Raw genomic sequence first — 18,731 nt, 5'->3', positions numbered from 1 at the left:
TGCCCCTCAACGAACTTGATTGATCAGGGACGCGCCCTCGACAACCACGCGGTCGCCGTCCGCCAGGCCCGAAGTGACAGCGATGGATGCACCATCCAAAGGAGTGATGTTCACGACACGCGGCTCGAAGCGCTCGGCCTGGTCTTTGACCCAGACGATGTTCTGGTTGGCAGGGTTCTTCATCAGCGCACCGGAAGGCACGCGGTAGCCAGGTACCGTCGTCGCCTCTTGCACGAAGACCACCACCGGCATACCGACCGCCAAGCGCGAGAGGCTTTCGCTGGTGCCCTTGAACAGCATGGGCAGGGCCTGCTCGCGCAGGCTGCTGGCGGCACCGACGAAGCTCAGCGGCACCTTCTGACCGCCTACTGCGAGTGCAGCACCGGCCAGGTTCTGTGCCATTGCCGGATCGTAGGCAAGCGCCTCGATGCGCAGTTGGGTCGGATCGACCACCTCAAACACCAGTTCGCGCGCATCCACGACCTGCCCGGCAACTGCGGGGCTGGATGCGATGACGCCGCTGACTGGGGCCTTCAGTACGTCCCTGCCGGCGAGGCCCCCGCTCAAGGCGCGGGCGCGTTCGGTCAGGCTGTTCACTTCGCTTTCGGCTGCTTCGATCTCCTTGCGGGGCACGGTCTCCGACAGCTCGCGCAGCCGGGCCAAGCGCTTCTGCGCGAGCGCTTGGCCCGCACGCAGCTCGGCAACCTGGGCCATCTGGCCTGAGCGCTCCAGCACACCGCTGGCCGGTTCGATGTAAGCCAGCACCTGGCCCTTGCGCACGGATTGGCCGATCTGCGGCAGACCATCCGGCCCGGGCACCAGCCGGCCCATTACCATTGCCTGGACCTTGCCGCCTGTCGTCGGGTCCATGATTACTTTGCCAGCCAGTTCATGGCTGCGGGCCAAGGGCTCCTGCTTGATCAGCTGGGTGCGTACACCGATCTGACGTTGCGACGGTTTCGGAAGAAACACGCTGCCATCAGGCTGGCGCTGGGGGCCATTGGAAGACGCAGCCGGCGCTTCGTCGCCGTGGTCATGGCCGTCGTGAGCGAACGCGGGAGCAGCCAGAGCCAATGCAGCCGCCATGGCCGTCGTCATTAGGAAACGGAAGTTGCGCTTCATGCTGCACCTCGCAGTGCACCGTTGGTGCGTGTACGTCTGCGCAGCGCCCACGCTAGGACACCGACGCCGAGGACTGCGGCACCGCCACCTAGTACGACCACACGGCCGGATGCGACGGCATGCTCGTGTTCGGCGTCTTCGCTATGAACATCGAGAACGCCCGTCAACAGGTCCGATTGGCCCTGCGCAGTAATAGTGGCCATGATTGAGGTCTCGCCATCGGATAGCGGCTCAGTCAGATCGGCCTCGAACTCTCCAACCCCGTGTGAGCTGACCTTTACCTGTTGACCACCCAGCTCGAGGGTCAGCTCGCCATCGGTCACCGGCCGGTTGTCGGCAGCATGGTCGAGGTAGAGTGTGAGACGCTGGCCGTTCAGCACACCCACCAGTTCGAAGTCATCGGAAACTGCGGCAAAGCGCGGAAGCGCGGCCGCTGCGGGGGCAGGAGCGGCTTCGCCATGGTCATGGCCGTCGCCGGCCCACGTTGCGCTACTGCCAAGCAGGAGGCTGGACAAGGCAGCTGCACGCCAGAAAGAGGATTGCGACATTTCTAAGGTTCCAGGATGGTTGAGCGCGCGCCGATCAGCGCGTGCCGGAGATGTCAGTGAAAGTCTCGGTCGGCTGCGGCAGCGTGCCTTGTGCCTGCAACAGGGACGAGATGGCCGCGGCATGCTCCACCTTGGCGAGCAGCGCCGCGCGCTCGGCCTCGGTGGCCTCCTGCTCGATGCGAAGGCGTGTCGGCATGTCCGTCTCGCCCATCGCGAACGACTTTTGGTAGAAGGTGCGCGTTTGTTGGGCTAGTCGCTGGCGCTCCGAAGCGGCCTGCATCTGGGTGCTGGTTGCCAGTTCGCGCGATTGGGCAGTTCGAATTTCCGAGAGTAGCCGGGTGCGCTGGGCCGCGAGTGCCGACTCAGCCTCCAGTGCCTGCGCATTGGCGCTGGACAATTGCTCGGTATGACGGCTACCCGTACCGAAGGGAATGCGCACACCCACCGTGATCGTCTGGTTGTAGCGTTCGCCGTAGCCGCCCCGATCCCGCGTGGTCGCCAGGGTCAGTTCGGGGTTGGCGTACTTCTGATGGGACACCAGTTCCGCAGAGCGGCGGGCCGCCAGCGCCTTGTGCTGCAGTTCCAGCAGCGCAGGGTGGTTACCCAACAACGCGCCGGACGGCTGTGCCGATGCCGGTTGAACTCGGACACCTGACTGCTCCGGCTGCGCGGAATCGGCCTGCGACGGGATACTCTCGATGCCGGTCAGTGCCAACAACGCCTCGCGCTGCGTGATTTCTTCGGCCTGAGCAATGGCCAGGGCACTACGAGCCGACGCCAAGGCGCCATCGGCCTGGTTTCTGTCGGCTTGCGCCAGGTCGCCCGCGCGAACCCGGCGAGCCACATCTTGCGCCAACTCGTCCGCGCTGCGGGTGCGATCCTGCGCCGCCACCAATTCGGCCTGGGCACGCTGCCATGCCCACCATGCCTGGCGAACCTGTCCGGCCGTGCGTAGCTTGGCGGCCAGCATCCGGCTGGATAGCGCGAGGCTTTCCGCGTCCGCCCAGCGTGCCGACGAGGCGCGCTCACCAGGCATCCAAAGGGGAATAGCCACCCCGACTTCATATTCGCGCTGTCCGTTGCGGTTGTTGAACCGATCAGTTTTGGTGGAGGCTTCCAGCGCCATCGGACCTGCCACCCAACTGCCGGCCGTCTCTTGGCGTGCTTGGGCGGCCTGCTGCCAGGCGCCTTCTCCAGCGGCTTCTGGCTGCCGCTGCCAAGCTGACTCCCACAATTGGGCGACCATGTGGCTGTCTGGTCTGGATGGGACGTGAGGGGCGGCTACTGGCTGGGCTAGCACGGTGCCGGCCCAAAGCGTGGATACCGCCCATATCCATCCCTTGCGTATGTCTTTGCGAAGCATTCAATTCTCCATCGGTGTTGCATCAGTACTTACCCCCGGCTGGGTGTTCTCTTTCCGAGCAAGTGCTTGTCGTTGAAAAGCCACTGTTCACTGGCTTAGATATGAACAATTGTATATCTATTCATATGAATGGGAAAGAAAACCTTACATCCTTTGAGCACCAATCGCCTTAGAGAGGGCGTCGGGCGCAAGACATCGAGAGGCGAGGTGGGGCTAATCCACTGCGCAAACAGCTATGCAGACTCCTTGAGCATATCCCCCGGGGGGGGATATGATTGCTGCATGAAAGAGATGCACAAGCACACCAGCCACCCAGATCTCGTGAAACGGCTCAAGCGCGCCGAGGGTCATCTGCGACACGTCATCGGGATGATCGAAGGAGAAGAAACCTGCCTGGACATCGCTCGCCAGCTCGCTGCGGTGGAGAGCGCCGTCACAGCGGCCAAGCGCGTCCTGATCCATGACCACATCGACCACTGCCTATCTCATGATGAGGACTCCGTTCTAGCCGAAATGAAGGCGCTAACCAGACTGCTCTGAGGTCTCTCGATGCTCTCCGTCCTAAAGAACCGCACCTACCGCCACCTGTTCACCGCGCAGGTGATCGCACTCGTCGGCACAGGCCTGATGACGGTAGCGCTCGGCCTACTTGCCTACGAGCTGGCCGGGGCCGATGCAGGTGCGGTGCTCGGGTCGGCGCTGGCTATCAAGATGCTGGCCTATGTGGGAGTCGCTCCAGTCGCACAGGCCTTCGCCGACCAGTTCCCGCGACGGTCATTGCTCGTAGCGCTGGACCTGGTACGAGCGGTTGTCGCGATCTGTTTGCCCTTTGTCACCGAGGTCTGGCAGATCTATCTGCTGATCTTTGTCCTGCAAGCGGCATCCGCCGGCTTCACGCCGACTTTCCAAGCCACTATCCCGGACATCCTTCCCGATGAAGAGGACTACACGAAGGCGCTGTCGCTGTCCCGGCTGGCCTATGACCTGGAAAGCCTGATTTCCCCGATGCTGGCTGCTGCGCTGCTGACCGTCATCAGCTTTCACAACCTGTTCGCGGGAACAGTGCTCGGTTTCCTCGTTTCAGCCGCGCTCGTGGTCAGCGTGCGGTTGCCCACAACTATTCCCGGACCGCGCCGCGGCATTTGGGATCGCACGACCCGCGGCACACGCATCTATCTCGCTACGCCACGCCTGCGGGGCCTGCTGGCGATCAGCTTGGCCGTCTCGGCGGCGGGCGCCATGGTGATCGTGAACACGGTGGTTCTCGTGAAGGCGCGCTTTGGCCTAGGCGAGGTCGAAGTGGCGTCGGCACTGGCGGCATTCGGAGGCGGTTCGATGGTGGCAGCCTTCGTTCTGCCATCCTTACTGGAAAAGGTGGCCGACCGAACCGCGATGCTCACCGGCGCTACCGTACTGGTCGTGGGCACGGGGATCGGCGCACTGCTGCCGAGCTATGCATTGTTGCTGCCGCTGTGGTTGATCATCGGCTTTGGCTACAGCGTGGCGCAAACGCCATCCGGCCGTCTTCTGCGCCGCTCGGCCCATGCCGAGGACCGTCCTGCGATCTTCGCGGCACACTTCGCGCTGTCGCACGCCTGTTGGCTCATCTGCTACCCACTTGCCGGCCGCTTCGGCGCGGTCATGGGCTTGCCATCGACCTTCATTGTCATGTCCCTGGTCGGCTTGGCCGGCGTGGCGCTGACGCTCTGGCTGTGGCCGGCCAGCGACCCTTCTGACGTGGCGCATGACCACCCCAGCTTGCCGCCGGATCACCCTCATTTACGCACACACGCAGACCAAGGCAGGCACCATCACCAGCTGATTCTGGATGACCTGCACCGTATCTGGCCGAAAGGATAGGCACATTTTCTCGTTGCGGCATCACAACGCATGGCTTCGGAGGCTGAGAAGGGTGAGCGAAAATATATCACATGAACACATATTCATGTGTTATATTTCGCCATAGTCAAACACTCAACCAGCAGAGGCGCCCATGTCCCAATCCAATGCACATGACCATGGTCACGACCATGATCACGACCACACCCCCACAGTGACGAGCGCCAACGAGCGCAAGGTTCTGGTTTCCTTCTTCCTGATCTTCGGCTTCATGCTCGTGGAAGCTGTCGGCGGCGTGCTGTCGGGCTCGCTAGCCCTACTTGCCGATGCTGGCCACATGCTGACCGACGCCGTGGCACTTGCCCTGGCTTACGCTGCCTTCCGATTCGGTCGCCGCGCAGCCGACAGCAAACGCACATTCGGTTACCTGCGCTTCGAGGTCATCGCCGGCTTCCTGAACGCCGTGACCCTGTTCGCGATCGTCGCATGGATCGCCTACGAGGCGTGGGAGCGGCTGCAGGCGCCGCCCGTCATCCTCGCCGGCCCGATGATGATCGTCGCCGTGCTCGGCTTACTGATCAACGTCCTCGTGCTGTGGATCATGACCCGCGGCGAAACCGATCACGTCAATGTGAAAGGTGCCATCCTCCACGTGATGGGTGACCTGCTCGGCTCTGTCGGCGCCATCGTTGCAGCGATCGTCATCTACTTCACCGGCTGGACTCCGATCGACCCCATCCTGTCGGTTCTAGTAGCGGCGTTGATTCTGCGCAGCGCCTGGAAGCTCCTGGCCAAGTCGATCCATATCCTGTTGGAGGGTGCGCCAGAGGACGCTTCGCCGGAAAAGGTGGAACAAGGCCTGATGAGCACTGTGCCCGGCCTGGCGGCTGTCAGCCATGTTCACGTGTGGCAACTCACTTCCGGTCGCACGATGGCCACGCTACACGTTCGACCCAACGTGGACGAGGAGGCGCGAGCTGTGGTCAAGCGCGTCGAGGCGGTGCTGCGAGAGCAGTTCAGCATCGAACACGCCACAGTCGGAATCGACTGGAACTCGGAGGCTGACGAGAACATCTGCAGCCTGCAACCCACGACAGGCCGTCAGGACCACAGCGGCCACGACCACAGTGAGCACAATCATGACCATGACCATGACCACTCCGCTCCCGGTCACAAGCATTGAGGCCGTGCTAGACGGTTCGCAGTTCACTTGAGGGTTTGAATCCATGACATCCCGCAAAACCACCAGCGCCGCTATTGTGCAATGTTCGACCTCTAACCACGGCACGACCACTGATGTCCTCGCACTATCGCAAAGTGACGTCGCTGTTCTGGCAGAGACCTTCCGCCTGCTGGGCGACCAATCGCGATTGAAAATCCTGTTGCTGTGCATGCGCGGATCGGTCGCAGTGGGCGACATTGCTGGCTCGCTAGACCTGTCGCAGTCCTTGGTCAGCCATCACCTGCGCCTGTTGCGCGGCGCGCGCCTCGTGCGCGGCGCGCGCCTCGTGCGCGGCGAGCGCCAAGCCAAGCACATCTTCTACGGCATTGCCGACCAGCACGTCAGCCAGGTACTCCAGGACATGGCGGTTCACATTTCGGAGGACAGACACGACGATTGACTGAACATGTGAGTGCGCGCCGGCCTACTCCTTCAAGGGGTAGGCTTTTTTTGGCTATCAATCTAGAGAGACACCGGCGCGCCTTGCTGAATGCCTAGAAGACCCCACAAGCAAAAAGCACTCTAAAAATAAACACTTGAACATATCTTCATGTGTGTTATTATTTGTCTACGGGGTATCCGAAAGGCGTAAGGACCACGCCATTATTTTTAACGTCAAGGAGTATTGACCATGTCCAAGAAAATTCGCTTTGCTGTTCTGCTTTCCGCACTTTTTGCTGCTGGAGCAAACGCTCAACCGTTCGCCGCAGATATGACACGGCAACAGGTCCAAGAAAATCTGACTGCTTGGAGGCAATCTGGGCTGGAAGCGTTGTCTCGCGGCGAAAGCGGCCCGGATACGTCCAGCCCTCAATACCAGGCTGCCTTTCAGCGCTACTTGCAATTGACCCAAGGTGATATGTATCAGGCGCCCTCAGCAGGAAAGACTCGTGCTGAAGTGATGGCTGATTTGGAACTGTGGAAAATCTCCGGCATGCACGCGCTCACCTCGCGCGGAATCACCACCGCTTCGCACACCCAAGCCTACCAACAAGCCTACGAGAGCTACCTCCAGCTCAAGCTGGGTGCGGCTTACAAGGCTCCGGTGGCATTGACTCGTGCTCAAGTAAAGAGTGATTTGGCAGATTGGCAGGTTGCGGGAATGGCTGGATTCTGGGCTGGTGAGCAGACGCCTGATACCTATAGTGATGCCTACCGCACCGCATTTGAAACCTACCAGATGCTGCGCAACAAAAAATGACTTAATGGCAGCAGCATAAAGCAGCGGTCGGATGGTTCAGCCAGAAAGAGATTCTTTCTTTTTTTTGAATAAACATACAAACAAGTGTTCATTTGTTTGTATAACATTCCGATCGCTGATTTGTGCGTCCTGCCACGGCGATTACTCAGAGAACCAGGAGATTGATATGTCTTTGGAAACAAAGGACGGCACAGGAGCGCAGGACGAACAACTGGGCTTTCGGGTCGAAGGTATGGATTGCGCCAGTTGCGTCGGCAAGATTGAAACAGCGCTTGGTCGAATTGATGGCGTATCAAATGTACAGGTTAATTTTACAAATGAGACGCTGACGTTGACGCGCAGCACAAGTAGCCGAAATACTGCACGCGACATTGCCAAGAAAATCCGGTCCCTGGGCTTCGACGTGCAGGCACTGCCCGCGTCCGAAATGTCCGCAGCACCTGCACCGCGCCATGCGGCCCACGCGCATGACCACGCCGGCTGCGGCGGCCACCATGACCATGGGCATGCCCACGACCACGGGCACGATCATTCGCACGGCAAAGCGTGCGGTGATGACCATGGGCATGCCCATGGTCACGGCCATGCCCATGACCACGGTCACGATCACGGGGCCTGCAGTGGGCATGACCATGCGCCGGCCTCTGCCTCCCGTGGAGCACCCAGCACGCCCCCCAACGTGTCCATGCGCGTCGAGGGCATGGACTGCGCCAGTTGCGTCGGCAAGATCGAAACGGCCCTCGCTCGCATGGATGGCGTGTCCGATGCCCGCATCAACTTCACCGCAGAAACGCTGGAATTGACGCTCGCGTCTGGCGGCCCCACGCAGCTCGGCCACATCGAGAAGACCATCAAGAGCCTGGGCTTCGGCGTCTCCGACGTGCGCCGCCATGATGGCTCAGCACCCGCGGCCCCAGCAGCAGCATCGACGGCGCGCCATCAGCGCTGGTGGCAGACGAAGAAAGGCAGGCACGTGCTGGGCCTGGGCGGCCTGATGGGCTCGGCCTACGCGATCGCGCAGTTCGTTCCTGGCTACGCTGAATGGATCTTCGCCGCTGCGGTGATCGCGGGCGTGCTGCCGTTCGCTCGCAAAGCCTTCGCGCTGGCTGTGTCAGGCTCGCCGTTCTCTATCGAAACGCTGATGGTCGTCGCCTCGCTGGGCGCGCTCGTGATAGGCGAGGCCGAGGAAGCTGCTGCCGTGGTGTTCCTGTTCGCGATCGGCGAGCTGCTGGAAAGCGTGGCCGCCGGCCGCGCGCGCGCCGGCATCAAGGCGCTGGCCTCCCTGGTGCCTAAGACGGCGGTACTGCTCGATGCCGCGGGCGGGCAGCGCGAAGTGCCCGCCGCTTCCCTGCGCGTGAGCGACCGCGTGCTGGTGCGCCCTGGTGACCGGGTGCCTGCGGACGGCAAGATCCTCCGCGGTGAAAGCAGCCTGGACGAGTCGCCTATCACCGGCGAGTCCGTACCGCGTCAAAAGGCTATCGGTGCCGACGTGTTCGCCGGCTCCATCAACGTCGATGGCGTGCTCGAAGTACAAGTCGAGAAGACGGCATCGGACAACACCATTTCTCGCATCATCCAACTGGTGGAGCAGGCGCAGTCCTCCAAGGCGCCCACGGCTCGCTTCATCGAAAAGTTCAGCCGCTACTACACCCCTGCCGTCATGGCCATCGCGGCGTTGATCGTGGTGGTTCCGCCACTTGCCATGGGTGGCGACTGGGGTACCTGGCTGTACCGCGGCCTCGCACTGCTGTTGATTGCCTGCCCATGTGCGCTGGTGCTCTCCACACCGGCGGCCATCGCCTCGGGCCTTGCGGTGGCCACACGACGGGGCCTGCTGATCAAGGGTGGCAACGCGTTGGAAACCATCGGCCGCGTGCGCGCAATTGCCTTCGACAAGACTGGCACGCTGACCGAGGGCAAGCCGCGCATCACCGAGGTCCTGCCCTTCGGGCTGTTCAAGCATCAACAGGTCCTTGCGCTTGCCGCCGCTGTCGAGTCCGGCTCAAACCATCCCTTGGCGAAGGCCATTGTCGCCCATGCCAAGAGCCTGGACGTGGCGATTCCCCAGGCCACGGGCGCATCGGCCATTGCCGGCAAGGCGGTGCGCGCCACCGTGAACGGCAGTGCGCTCGCTGTCGGATCGCCCGCCCATGCGGAACAGACGGCCACGCTGACAGCCGCGCACCGCAGGGAAATCGACAAGCTGGAGGATGGCGGCAAGACCGTGGTGGTCCTGTTCGACGAAGCCAGCAAGAACGTTCTGGGCCTGCTGGCCCTGCGCGACGAGCCCCGCCGCGACGCGCGCGAAGGCGTGGCCCAGCTCAACGCCATGGGCGTGCGCTCGGTCATGCTGACCGGCGACAACCGCCGCACCGCGCAGGCGATCGCCGGCAAGCTGGGCATCGAGTGGGAGGCCGAGCTGCTGCCGCAGGACAAGCTGCGCTTGGTCAACGAGATGAAGCGTGATGCCAAGGTGGCGATGGTCGGCGACGGCATCAACGACGCGCCGGCCTTGGCGACCGCCGACGTGGGTATCGCCATGGGCGGCGGCACGGACGTGGCGCTGGAAACCGCCGATGCCGCGCTGCTCAAGAGCCGCGTCACGGACGTGGCCCACCTGGTGGCCCTGTCGCGGGCGACGATGGCCAACATCCACCAAAACGTCGTATTCGCCATTGGCCTCAAGGGCTTGTTCCTGGTCACCACCGTGTTGGGTATCACCGGCTTGTGGGTTGCCGTGCTGGCCGACACCGGCGCCACGGCCCTGGTCACGCTGAACGCACTGCGCCTGCTGCGCTTCAAGGGCGCGCCGGAGGCCAACCACGGCGACGACGCCGGGCGTCCCACCACCTTGCCCGTGCCGTCTGCCCGCTGAGGCAACAAGAGGGCTTGACCTTGCCGTCGTTGTAACGCCTAGCCTCCACACAAATGTCTGCAGAGCGCTTCGGAAGGGCCGGAGTCCTGCATCCAAGAAAGGGTCACTTCCATGCGTAAAAAAATCAGAATCATTGTGGTGGCAGGCGTCATCGCAGCCGTCGGGGGGGATAGCGATCGCTGCCCGCGACGCCAAGGACGAGGGCAAGGCCGCGGCGCCCCCGGCGGGCGCGCCGATGGCGCCGCAGGTGCCCGTGGCCGAGGTCATTACCCGCACGGTCGCGCCATCGGCCGAGTACACCGGCTTCCTGGCCGCGCCCAAGACCGTCGAGCTGCGCTCGCGGGTCGGCGGCGCCGTCGATGCGGTGAGCGTTCCCGAAGGTAGCCTCGTGCGCAAGGGCCAACTGCTGTTCCAGATCGACCCGAGGCCGTTCCAGGTTGCGCTCGACACGGCCGTGGCGCAACTGCGTCAGGCCGAGGTGCTGGCCAGCCAGGCCCAGGCCGACTTTGACCGCGCCGAGCGCCTGGTGGCGACCGGCGCCGTCGCGCGCAAGACCTATGACGATGCCGCCTCCGCACGCAACGCGCGCCAGGCTCAGGTGCAGGCGGCTAAGGCCGCCGTTGCTGCGGCTCAGCTGGACCTGTCCTACGCCCGCGTCACTGCGCCCATCGCCGGGCGCGTCGACCGCGTGCTCGTGACCGAGGGCAACTTGGTCAGCGGTGGCGGCGCCGGCGCGGCCACGCTGCTGACCACGATCGTATCCATCGACCCGTTGCACGTGTACTTCGACATTGATGAGGCCACCTATCTCAACGTCGTCAGCCGCTCGCGGCCCGCTGCGGGCGCCGGTAGCAAGGCTTCGCTGCCCGTGCAGGTCGGGCTGACCACGGACAAGGGTTTCCCGCACAAGGGCGCGCTTGACTTCGTCGGCAACACCATTGACCGAAGCACCGGCACGATCCGCGCGCGCGCCGTTGTGCCCAACCCGGATGGGCGCATGGCACCCGGCATGTTCGCCCGGGCCAAGCTGTCCACCGGCGCGGCGCGCGAGGCCGTCCTGATCGACGATCAGGCCGTGGGCACCGACCAAGGGCGCAACTACGTGCTGGTTGTGGGCGAGAACAACCAGGCCCAGTACCGGCCCATCGAACTGGGGCCGGTGGTGGACGGGCTGCGCGTCATCAACGGCGGCCTGCAGGCCGGTGAGAAGATCATCATCAAGGGCCTCGTGCGCCCCGGCATGGCGGTCACGCCGCGCATGGTGCCCATGCAGGCGCCCGCGGCACCGGCCGCCGGCGCGGCCGGCGCGACCAAGGCTGCGGCAAACGCTCCGGCTCCCGCTGCGGCGCCTGCCAAGGCCGGTGGCGCGGACCCCGCCAAGGCTGACGGCGCGGCCGGCTCGGCGGAGGCCCGCAAATGAATTTCCCCCGCTTCTTCATCAACCGGCCGATCTTCGCCATCGTCCTGTCGGTGCTGATGCTGATCGCAGGCGCGATCAGCTACTTCCAGCTGCCGCTGAGCGAATACCCGCAGGTCACGCCTCCCACGGTGCAGGTCACCGCTAGCTATCCCGGTGCCAACCCGCAAGTGATCGCCGATACCGTGGCATCACCGCTGGAGCAGGCGATCAACGGCGTAGAAGGCATGATGTACATGCAGTCTCAGATGTCCACCGACGGGAAAATGGTGCTCACCGTCTCCTTCGAGCAGCATATCAACGCCGACATTGCGCAGATCCAGGTGCAAAACCGGGTCTCGCGGGCGTTGCCGCGCCTACCGCCTGAAGTTCAGCGCATCGGTGTTGTCACCGAGAAAACGTCGCCGGACGTTCTCATGGTGGTGCATTTGCTTTCGCCTGGAGGTCGATATGATCCGCTGTACGTCTCCAACTACGCCACACTTCATGTGAAGGATGAGCTGGCTCGTACGCCAGGCGTCGGCGATGTCCTAGTCTGGGGCGCCGGGGAGTATTCGATGCGGGTCTGGCTCGAACCCGCCAAGGTCGCTGCTCGTGGGCTGATCGCGAGCGACGTGGTTGCCGCCATCCGCGAGCAGAACATACAGGTTGCCGCTGGTTCGGTTGGTCAGCAGCCGGATGCCTCGGCGGCGTTCCAGGTCACGGTCAACACTCTGGGCCGACTGTCGAGCGAGGAGCAATTCGGCGAGATCGTCGTGAAGACGGGCGCCGACGGCCAGGTAACTCGCCTGCGGGATGTCGCCCGCATCTCGATGGGGGCCGATTCCTACTCTTTGCGCAGCCTGCTCAATGGCGAGCCGGCGGTGGGGATACAGATCATCCAGAGCCCGGGCGCGAACGCGCTGGATGTGTCTAGCGCGGTGCGCGCGGCAATGGACCGACTTCAAGCCAAGTTCCCCGACGGCATTGAGTATAGCGTCGCCTACGACCCCACGGTCTTCGTGCGCGCCTCGCTCCAGTCCGTCGCCGTCACGCTGCTGGAGGCCATCTTCCTGGTGGTGATCGTGGTGGTGCTGTTCCTGCAATCCTGGCGCGCGTCGATCATCCCGCTGATCGCCGTGCCGGTCTCGCTGGTCGGCACGTTCGCGGTGATGCACATGTTCGGTTTCTCGCTGAACACACTGTCGCTGTTCGGACTGGTGCTGTCCATCGGCATCGTGGTGGATGACGCCATCGTGGTGGTGGAGAACGTGGAGCGCCACATAGCGCTGGGCGAATCACCCAAGGACGCGGCGCGCAAGGCGATGGATGAAGTGACTGGCCCGATCCTGGCCATCACCTCGGTGCTGGCAGCGGTCTTCATCCCCTCGGCGTTCCTGTCGGGGCTGCAGGGCGAGTTCTATCGCCAATTCGCGCTAACCATCGCGTTCTCGACCATCCTGTCGGCGATCAACTCGCTTACGCTGTCGCCAGCGCTGGCCGCCATCCTGCTCAAGCCGCACCACGGCGCGGCCAAGCCCGATCGCGTCACGCGCATCATCGATGGCGTGTTCGGCGGCTTCTTCCGCCGCTTCAACAGCTTCTTCGACCGCGCCTCGAATTCCTACGTCGGGGGCGTGCGCCGCGCGGTGCGCGGCAGCGCCATCGTGCTGCTGCTCTACGTCGGCTTCCTGGGCCTGACCTGGCTGGGCTTCCACAAGGTGCCTGCGGGCTTCGTGCCGGCCCAGGACAAGTACTATCTCGTGGGCATCGCCCAGCTTCCGACCGGCGCCTCGCTGGATCGCACCGAGGCGGTCGTCAAGGAGATGACCAAGATCGCACTGGCTGAGCCGGGCGTCGAGAGCGTGGTGGCCTTCCCGGGCCTGTCGGTCAATGGACCGGTGAACCAGCCGAACACCGCGCTGATGTTCGCCATGCTCAAGCCCTTCGATGAGCGCAAGGACCCGTCGCTGTCGGCCTTCGCCATCCAGGGCAAGCTCATGGGCAAGTTCAGCCAGATCCCGGACGGCTTCGTCGGCATCTTCCCGCCGCCGCCGGTGCCGGGCCTGGGTTCTATGGGCGGCTTTAAGCTGCAGATCGAGGACCGGGCGGGCCTGGGTCCCGAGGCGCTTGCACAAGCACAGGGCCAGATCATGGGCAAGGCCATGCAGGCGCCCGAGCTGGCGAACATGCTCGCCAGCTTCCAGACCAATGCGCCGCAGTTGCAGGTGGACATCGACCGGGTGAAGGCCAAGTCGCAGGGCGTGTCGCTGACCGAGGTGTTCGACACCCTGCAGGTCAACCTTGGCTCTCTCTACGTCAACGACTTCAACCGCTTCGGTCGCACCTACCGGGTAATGGCCCAAGCCGATGCGCAGTTCCGCATGCAGGCTGAGGACATAGGCATGCTCAAGGTGCGCAATGCAGCGGGCGACATGATCCCGCTGAGCGCGATCGCGACCATCGAGCGCAGTTCCGGCCCCGACCGGGTGATGCATTACAACGGCTTCCCCTCGGCCGACATCAGCGGCGGGCCAGCGCCGGGCTACTCATCCGGCCAGGCCACCGCCGCGATTGAGAAGATCGTGAGCGAATCGCTGCCGGACGGTATGACCTACGAATGGACGGACCTGACTTTCCAGGAAAAGCGAGTTGGCAATACTGCTATCTATATCTTCGCGCTGGCGGTGCTGCTCGCCTTCCTGTTCCTGGCGGCCCAGTACAACAGTTGGTCGCTGCCGTTCGCTGTGCTGCTGATTGCACCCATGGCGCTGCTCTCGGCGATCGCCGGCGTCTGGCTCTCTGGGGGGGACAACAACATCTTCACGCAGATCGGTTTCGTGGTGCTGGTCGGCCTGGCCGCCAAGAACGCGATCCTGATCGTGGAGTTCGCCCGCGCGAAGGAAAGCGAAGGGGCCGATCCGCTGGCAGCCGTGCTCGAAGCCGCGCGCTTGCGGCTGCGCCCGATCCTGATGACGTCGTTCGCCTTCATCGCTGGCGTGGTGCCGCTGGTGCTGGCCAGCAGTGCGGGCGCCGAGATGCGCCACGCCATGGGCATCGCGGTGTTCGCCGGCATGCTGGGCGTGACGGTATTCGGCCTGGTGCTGACGCCGGTGTTCTACGTCGTGGTGCGCAAGCTGGCGCTGCGCCGCGAAGCGCGCCATGCCCGTGTCGGCATGACCGACCAGCACGCATGACGGCCAGGAGGACATACGACATGAAAACATCTTTCGCATTCACACGACCCGCCAGGACGCTGGCGCCGCTCGCCCTCGCGGCGGCGTTGACTGGCTGCTCCATGGCACCGAAGTATGACCGGCCCGCAGCGCCGATCGACACGGCTTATCCCTTGGGCGCGGCCTATGTGGAACCGGCGGCCGCGACGCCCGACGACGCGATCACGGCCGAGATCGGCTGGCGGGACTTCTTCCGCGACCCGCTGCTGCAGCAGTTGATCGGCATTTCACTGGAGAACAACCGCGACATGCACAAAGCCGCGCTCAACGTGGAGGCGGCTCAGGCGCTGTACCGTATCCAGCGTGCCGAGATGCTGCCGAACCTGGGCGTTTCCGCCCGCGGCGCGTCAGAGCGCGTACCGGCCGACCTCAGTACCACGGGGCAAAGCGACGTGCTCCGGCGCTACGACGTGGCCGGGGTGACGGCCGCCTGGGAGCTGGACCTGTGGGGCCGCATCCGCAGCCTCAACGACCGGGCGCTGGCGTCCTACCTGGCCCTCGACGAGACCCGCATCGCCACGCAGATGAGCCTGGTGTCCGAGGTGGCCAGCGCCTACCTCACGCTGCGCGCCGACCAGGAACTGCTGCGCCTGACGAGCGACACCCTCGCCACACAGAAGCGCTCCTATGACCTGACCACCCAACTGGTGGAAGCGGGAAATTCCACGCAGCTCGACCTGCGCCGCGCGGAGATCGCGCTGCGCACCGCCGAGGCCAACCGCGCCGCCTACACGCGGCAGGCGGCCAAGGACCGCAACGCGCTGGTGCTGCTGCTGGGCCAGCCGCTGACGCCGGAGCTGTCCCGGCAGCTTGACGAGGCCGTGGCGCTGCCGGACGACATCGTGCCGACCGACCTGCCGAGCGGCCTGCCGTCCGAACTGCTCGCGCGTCGGCCGGACATCCGCGCCGCCGAGCAGATGCTGATCGGCGCCAACGCCAACATCGGCGCGGCGCGGGCCGCGTTCTTCCCGACGATTAGCCTCACGGGCTCGGCGGGCACGGCCAGCGCTTCGCTGGACGGCCTGTTCGATTCGGGCTCGCGGGCCTGGAGCTTCCTGCCGCAGATCACGCTGCCCATCTTCCGCGGCGGCGCGTTGCGAGCCAATCTGGACGTGGCACAGGTACAAAAGAGGATCGAAATCGCCAACTACGAGAAGTCTATCCAGGCGGCCTTTGCTGAGGTGGCTGACGGCTTGGCGGGCAAGCGCACGCTTGATGAGCAGATCCGCTCGGAGCAGCTCCTGGTAGCGGCTAGCCAGAAAGCCTACCAACTAGCCGAGCAACGCTTCCAGGAAGGCGTGGACGACAACCTCACCTTGCTCGATGCGCAACGCACACAGTACGGTGCGCAGCAGACCCTGGTGCGCACGCGCCTGACGCGGCTGAACAACCTCATCCACCTCTACAAGGCGCTGGGTGGCGGCTGGACTGAGCACACGGTGCAATCGGGCGCCACCGGGCAACCATCCGCCCGGTCGCCGGGATAAGGGCTATGCGCAACGGCGGCGTTCCCCATCGTTGCGCACGGAGAACCGGATGAGGATCGGTGAACTTGCGCGCTTGACGGGCACCCCCCCGGAGAACATTCGGTTCTACGAGCGGGAGGGCCTGTTGCAAGCCCCGGAGCGGTCACGCAACAACTATCGGCGCTATGGCCCGGCCCATGTCGAACGGCTTCACCTGATTCGCAACTACCGTGCCTCGGGAATCGGCCTGGATGACGTGCGCCGCCTACTGGGTTGGGCACATGAGGGGTTCCTGGAACCTGAGCTGCTAAGGCAGGCTGTCCAAGGCCATCTCGCCTGTGTTGAGGAACGCATGGAGCAACTGATCCAGGTGAAAGAGCACCTGCTCGCATTGGCCCTGCACGGTGCTGCTTCCGCCGGGGCTTCCGAGGATGGACCGGCTCGCGATGGTTCGTGAGCATCGCATGTCCATATAACTGAATATATATTCATGCGTGTAATATTTCCGGCCAGACAAACGAATAAGAAAGACGCCCATGACCGACCAGAGCATCACGCGCCGAAACATCGGCGTTCTCACCGCCGCGCAGGCGCTCGGCGGCGCCAGCGCGCCCATCGTGATGTCGCTGGGTGGGCTGGTCGGCCAGCAGCTTGCCAAGAATTCGGCCTGGATCACCTTGCCCGTGAGCCTGTTCGGCCTGGGTCTTGCCATCGGCACCTTGCCTGCGGCGTTCATCATGCGGCGCCATGGCCGCCGCAACGGATACGTGGTCGGGGTCGGCTTCGGCGTGGCCTCGGGCCTGATCGCCGCGCTGGGCATCATGCTGGCCTCGTTCTGGATCTTCTGCGCCGGCACCTTCCTGGCGGGCTTCTACGGCGCGTATGTGCAGAGCTACCGCTTCGCAGCCGCCGACACCGCCGAGGACGCGCTCAAGGCCAAGGCGATTTCCTGGGTGATGGTGGGGGGTCTCGCGGGTGCCATCATCGGGCCGCAGTTGGTGATCTTCACGCGCGACGCGGTAGCGGGCACGCCCTACGTCGGCAGCTTCCTCAGCCAGGCGCTGCTGCCGCTGATCGCCCTGCCGATCTTGCTGATGCTGCGCACGCCGCGCCAGACCCCGGCCGAAGCCGCCGCCGACAGCGGCCGCACGGTGCTGCAGCTCCTGGCGATGCCGCGCTACGCGCTGGCCGTGGCCGCGGGCGTGGTGTCCTATGGGGTGATGGCGTTCGTGATGACCGCCGCGCCGGTGGCGATGGTCAACCACGGGCATTCGGTGGACAACGCCGCCCTGGGCATCCAGTGGCACCTGCTGGCGATGTTCGGGCCGAGCTTCTTCACTGGGCGGCTGATGGTGCGCTACGGCAAGGAGCGCGTGACCGCCGTGGGCATGGTGCTGCTCGCCGCCTCCGGGGTGGTGGCCCTGGGCGGGCTCGGCCTGTCCCACTTCTGGGGCTCGCTGGCGCTGCTGGGCATCGGCTGGAACTTCAGCTTCATCGGCGCGACGGCGGTGGTCACCGATTGCCACACCCCGGCCGAGCGCAGCAAGGCGCAGGGCATGAACGACTTCTTCGTCTTCGCCGCCACGGCGGCCGTGTCGTTCCTCGCGGGCTCGATCCTGCATAGCTCGGGCTGGCAAGCGGTCAACTGGATGATCTTCCCGGCCTTGGCGCTGATCCTGGTGCCGCTGCTGTGGCAGGGGCGGTACGGTTGCAACTGACTTGACTTGGGGCATTGATCGAGGACTGGAAGCCGATAAGTGGCCCGTTCCGGCACTACACGACTTGTCTCCACTGCTGAAACTTCGGAAAGCTACTTTGCCGTTCCACCTTTATTGATGGTCAAAGAGTTGTATGGACAGATGAATTTAGTTAGTTAGTTAGTTAGTTAGATTTATCAAGAAGCAGTTTAACCACGGCTTTGGCTTTGCGAGCAGCGTGCAGATCTCCAAGAACGTGAGCCTGAATAATCGCCCCTTCAAGCAACATAGCAATTGTTTCAGAGATTTGAACTATCGATTCTCTGGACGTTATGACAAGTGAAGTGTGGTGTGTGATCCATCGCAGCATAGCCTCTTTGTTTCGGGCGCAAAGCTTATGTATATCATGATCCGGATTGCTGAATTCGGCGCTGACATTAATGAAATAACAACCCAAGAAAAGTGGCTTGGATTGATCGAGACCCTGAAACAGATCGTCAAAAGCATCAAGCATGGCATACAAGGCGTCCCTACCTGGCGTCGCTTCGTGCAAACGCAAATCGAGCCAAGAGAAATACTGCTGATCACAATATTCGACGGTCGCAGCAATTAGATCTTCCTTGCTGGAGAAATGGTTATATAGCGTTTTCTTGGCAATGCCGGACTCTTCAAGTACCCGATTGATGCCAACAGCATGAATGCCGTACTTATAAAAAAGGTTAAAGGCAGTTGCGACTAACTGTTCTTTTTTGTCCATGATGTTATT

At 63.5% G+C, this 18,731-nt stretch carries 15 protein-coding genes; 11 read left to right on the top strand and 4 right to left on the bottom strand.

The features are described 5' to 3' along the window. Positions 1-6: 6 nt before the first annotated feature. The 3 genes from P5703_RS10485 to P5703_RS10475 are packed head-to-tail and all read right to left on the bottom strand — an operon-like array spanning position 7 to position 2,796. The gene (locus tag P5703_RS10485; RefSeq protein WP_003821159.1) at positions 7-1,122 is read right to left on the bottom strand and encodes an efflux RND transporter periplasmic adaptor subunit; all 1,116 of its coding nucleotides are present in this window, start codon (positions 1,120-1,122) and stop codon (positions 7-9) included. Continuing rightward, positions 1,119-1,670 (bottom strand): hypothetical protein, encoded by a 552-nt coding sequence (locus P5703_RS10480; protein ID WP_015912829.1) that lies wholly within the window; start codon positions 1,668-1,670, stop codon positions 1,119-1,121. Before P5703_RS10480 ends, P5703_RS10485 begins: the two co-directional genes overlap by 4 nt. Positions 1,671-1,704: 34 nt before the next feature. Continuing rightward, positions 1,705-2,796: a TolC family protein gene (locus tag P5703_RS10475; RefSeq protein ID WP_017642566.1), complete on the bottom strand. Its 1,092-nt coding sequence runs from the start codon at positions 2,794-2,796 to the stop codon at positions 1,705-1,707. A gap of 519 nt (positions 2,797-3,315) precedes the next feature. Between P5703_RS10475 and P5703_RS10470 the strand changes: the two genes are divergently transcribed. The 11 genes from P5703_RS10470 (at position 3,316) to P5703_RS10420 (ending at position 17,986) form a co-directional block, all read left to right on the top strand. Beyond that, on the top strand, positions 3,316-3,573 hold the full coding sequence (locus P5703_RS10470) for a metal-sensing transcriptional repressor (protein ID WP_003821156.1): 258 nt from the start codon (positions 3,316-3,318) through the stop codon (positions 3,571-3,573). 9 nt (positions 3,574-3,582) lie between these two features. Continuing rightward, positions 3,583-4,893: an MFS transporter gene (locus P5703_RS10465; RefSeq protein ID WP_003821155.1), complete on the top strand. Its 1,311-nt coding sequence runs from the start codon at positions 3,583-3,585 to the stop codon at positions 4,891-4,893. 133 nt (positions 4,894-5,026) lie between these two features. Further along, positions 5,027-6,055, top strand: coding sequence for a cation diffusion facilitator family transporter (locus P5703_RS10460; protein WP_021205762.1), 1,029 nt, complete (start codon positions 5,027-5,029; stop codon positions 6,053-6,055). 43 nt (positions 6,056-6,098) lie between these two features. Next, positions 6,099-6,494 (top strand): ArsR/SmtB family transcription factor, encoded by a 396-nt coding sequence (locus tag P5703_RS10455; RefSeq protein WP_034086547.1) that lies wholly within the window; start codon positions 6,099-6,101, stop codon positions 6,492-6,494. A gap of 231 nt (positions 6,495-6,725) precedes the next feature. After that, positions 6,726-7,295, top strand: a complete 570-nt coding sequence (locus P5703_RS10450; RefSeq protein WP_021204993.1) for a DUF4148 domain-containing protein — start codon at positions 6,726-6,728, stop codon at positions 7,293-7,295. 166 nt (positions 7,296-7,461) lie between these two features. Further along, the gene (locus P5703_RS10445; RefSeq protein WP_071556409.1) at positions 7,462-10,170 is read left to right on the top strand and encodes a heavy metal translocating P-type ATPase; all 2,709 of its coding nucleotides are present in this window, start codon (positions 7,462-7,464) and stop codon (positions 10,168-10,170) included. A gap of 235 nt (positions 10,171-10,405) precedes the next feature. Then, complete coding sequence (locus P5703_RS10440) at positions 10,406-11,590, top strand: efflux RND transporter periplasmic adaptor subunit (RefSeq protein WP_275941751.1); 1,185 nt, start codon at positions 10,406-10,408, stop codon at positions 11,588-11,590. After that, positions 11,587-14,763 carry an efflux RND transporter permease subunit gene (locus tag P5703_RS10435; RefSeq protein ID WP_024069209.1) on the top strand — a complete coding sequence of 1,059 codons (3,177 nt, stop codon included), beginning with the start codon at positions 11,587-11,589 and terminating at the stop codon, positions 14,761-14,763. Before P5703_RS10440 ends, P5703_RS10435 begins: the two co-directional genes overlap by 4 nt. A gap of 20 nt (positions 14,764-14,783) precedes the next feature. Next, complete coding sequence (locus P5703_RS10430) at positions 14,784-16,289, top strand: efflux transporter outer membrane subunit (protein ID WP_128654796.1); 1,506 nt, start codon at positions 14,784-14,786, stop codon at positions 16,287-16,289. 49 nt (positions 16,290-16,338) lie between these two features. Then, the gene (locus P5703_RS10425; RefSeq protein ID WP_015912830.1) at positions 16,339-16,725 is read left to right on the top strand and encodes a MerR family transcriptional regulator; all 387 of its coding nucleotides are present in this window, start codon (positions 16,339-16,341) and stop codon (positions 16,723-16,725) included. Between the two features lie 79 nt (positions 16,726-16,804). Further along, positions 16,805-17,986 (top strand): MFS transporter, encoded by a 1,182-nt coding sequence (locus tag P5703_RS10420; protein WP_285586594.1) that lies wholly within the window; start codon positions 16,805-16,807, stop codon positions 17,984-17,986. A gap of 163 nt (positions 17,987-18,149) precedes the next feature. Here P5703_RS10420 and P5703_RS10415 read toward each other — a convergent pair whose 3' ends face one another. Continuing rightward, complete coding sequence (locus tag P5703_RS10415; RefSeq protein ID WP_017638772.1) at positions 18,150-18,722, bottom strand: TetR/AcrR family transcriptional regulator; 573 nt, start codon at positions 18,720-18,722, stop codon at positions 18,150-18,152. Positions 18,723-18,731: the final 9 nt, after the last annotated feature.

Source organism: Stutzerimonas sp. FeSN7, from assembly GCF_030263795.1.
GTDB lineage: Bacteria > Pseudomonadota > Gammaproteobacteria > Pseudomonadales > Pseudomonadaceae > Stutzerimonas > Stutzerimonas stutzeri.
This window is presented reverse-complemented; position numbering and strand designations above follow the sequence as displayed.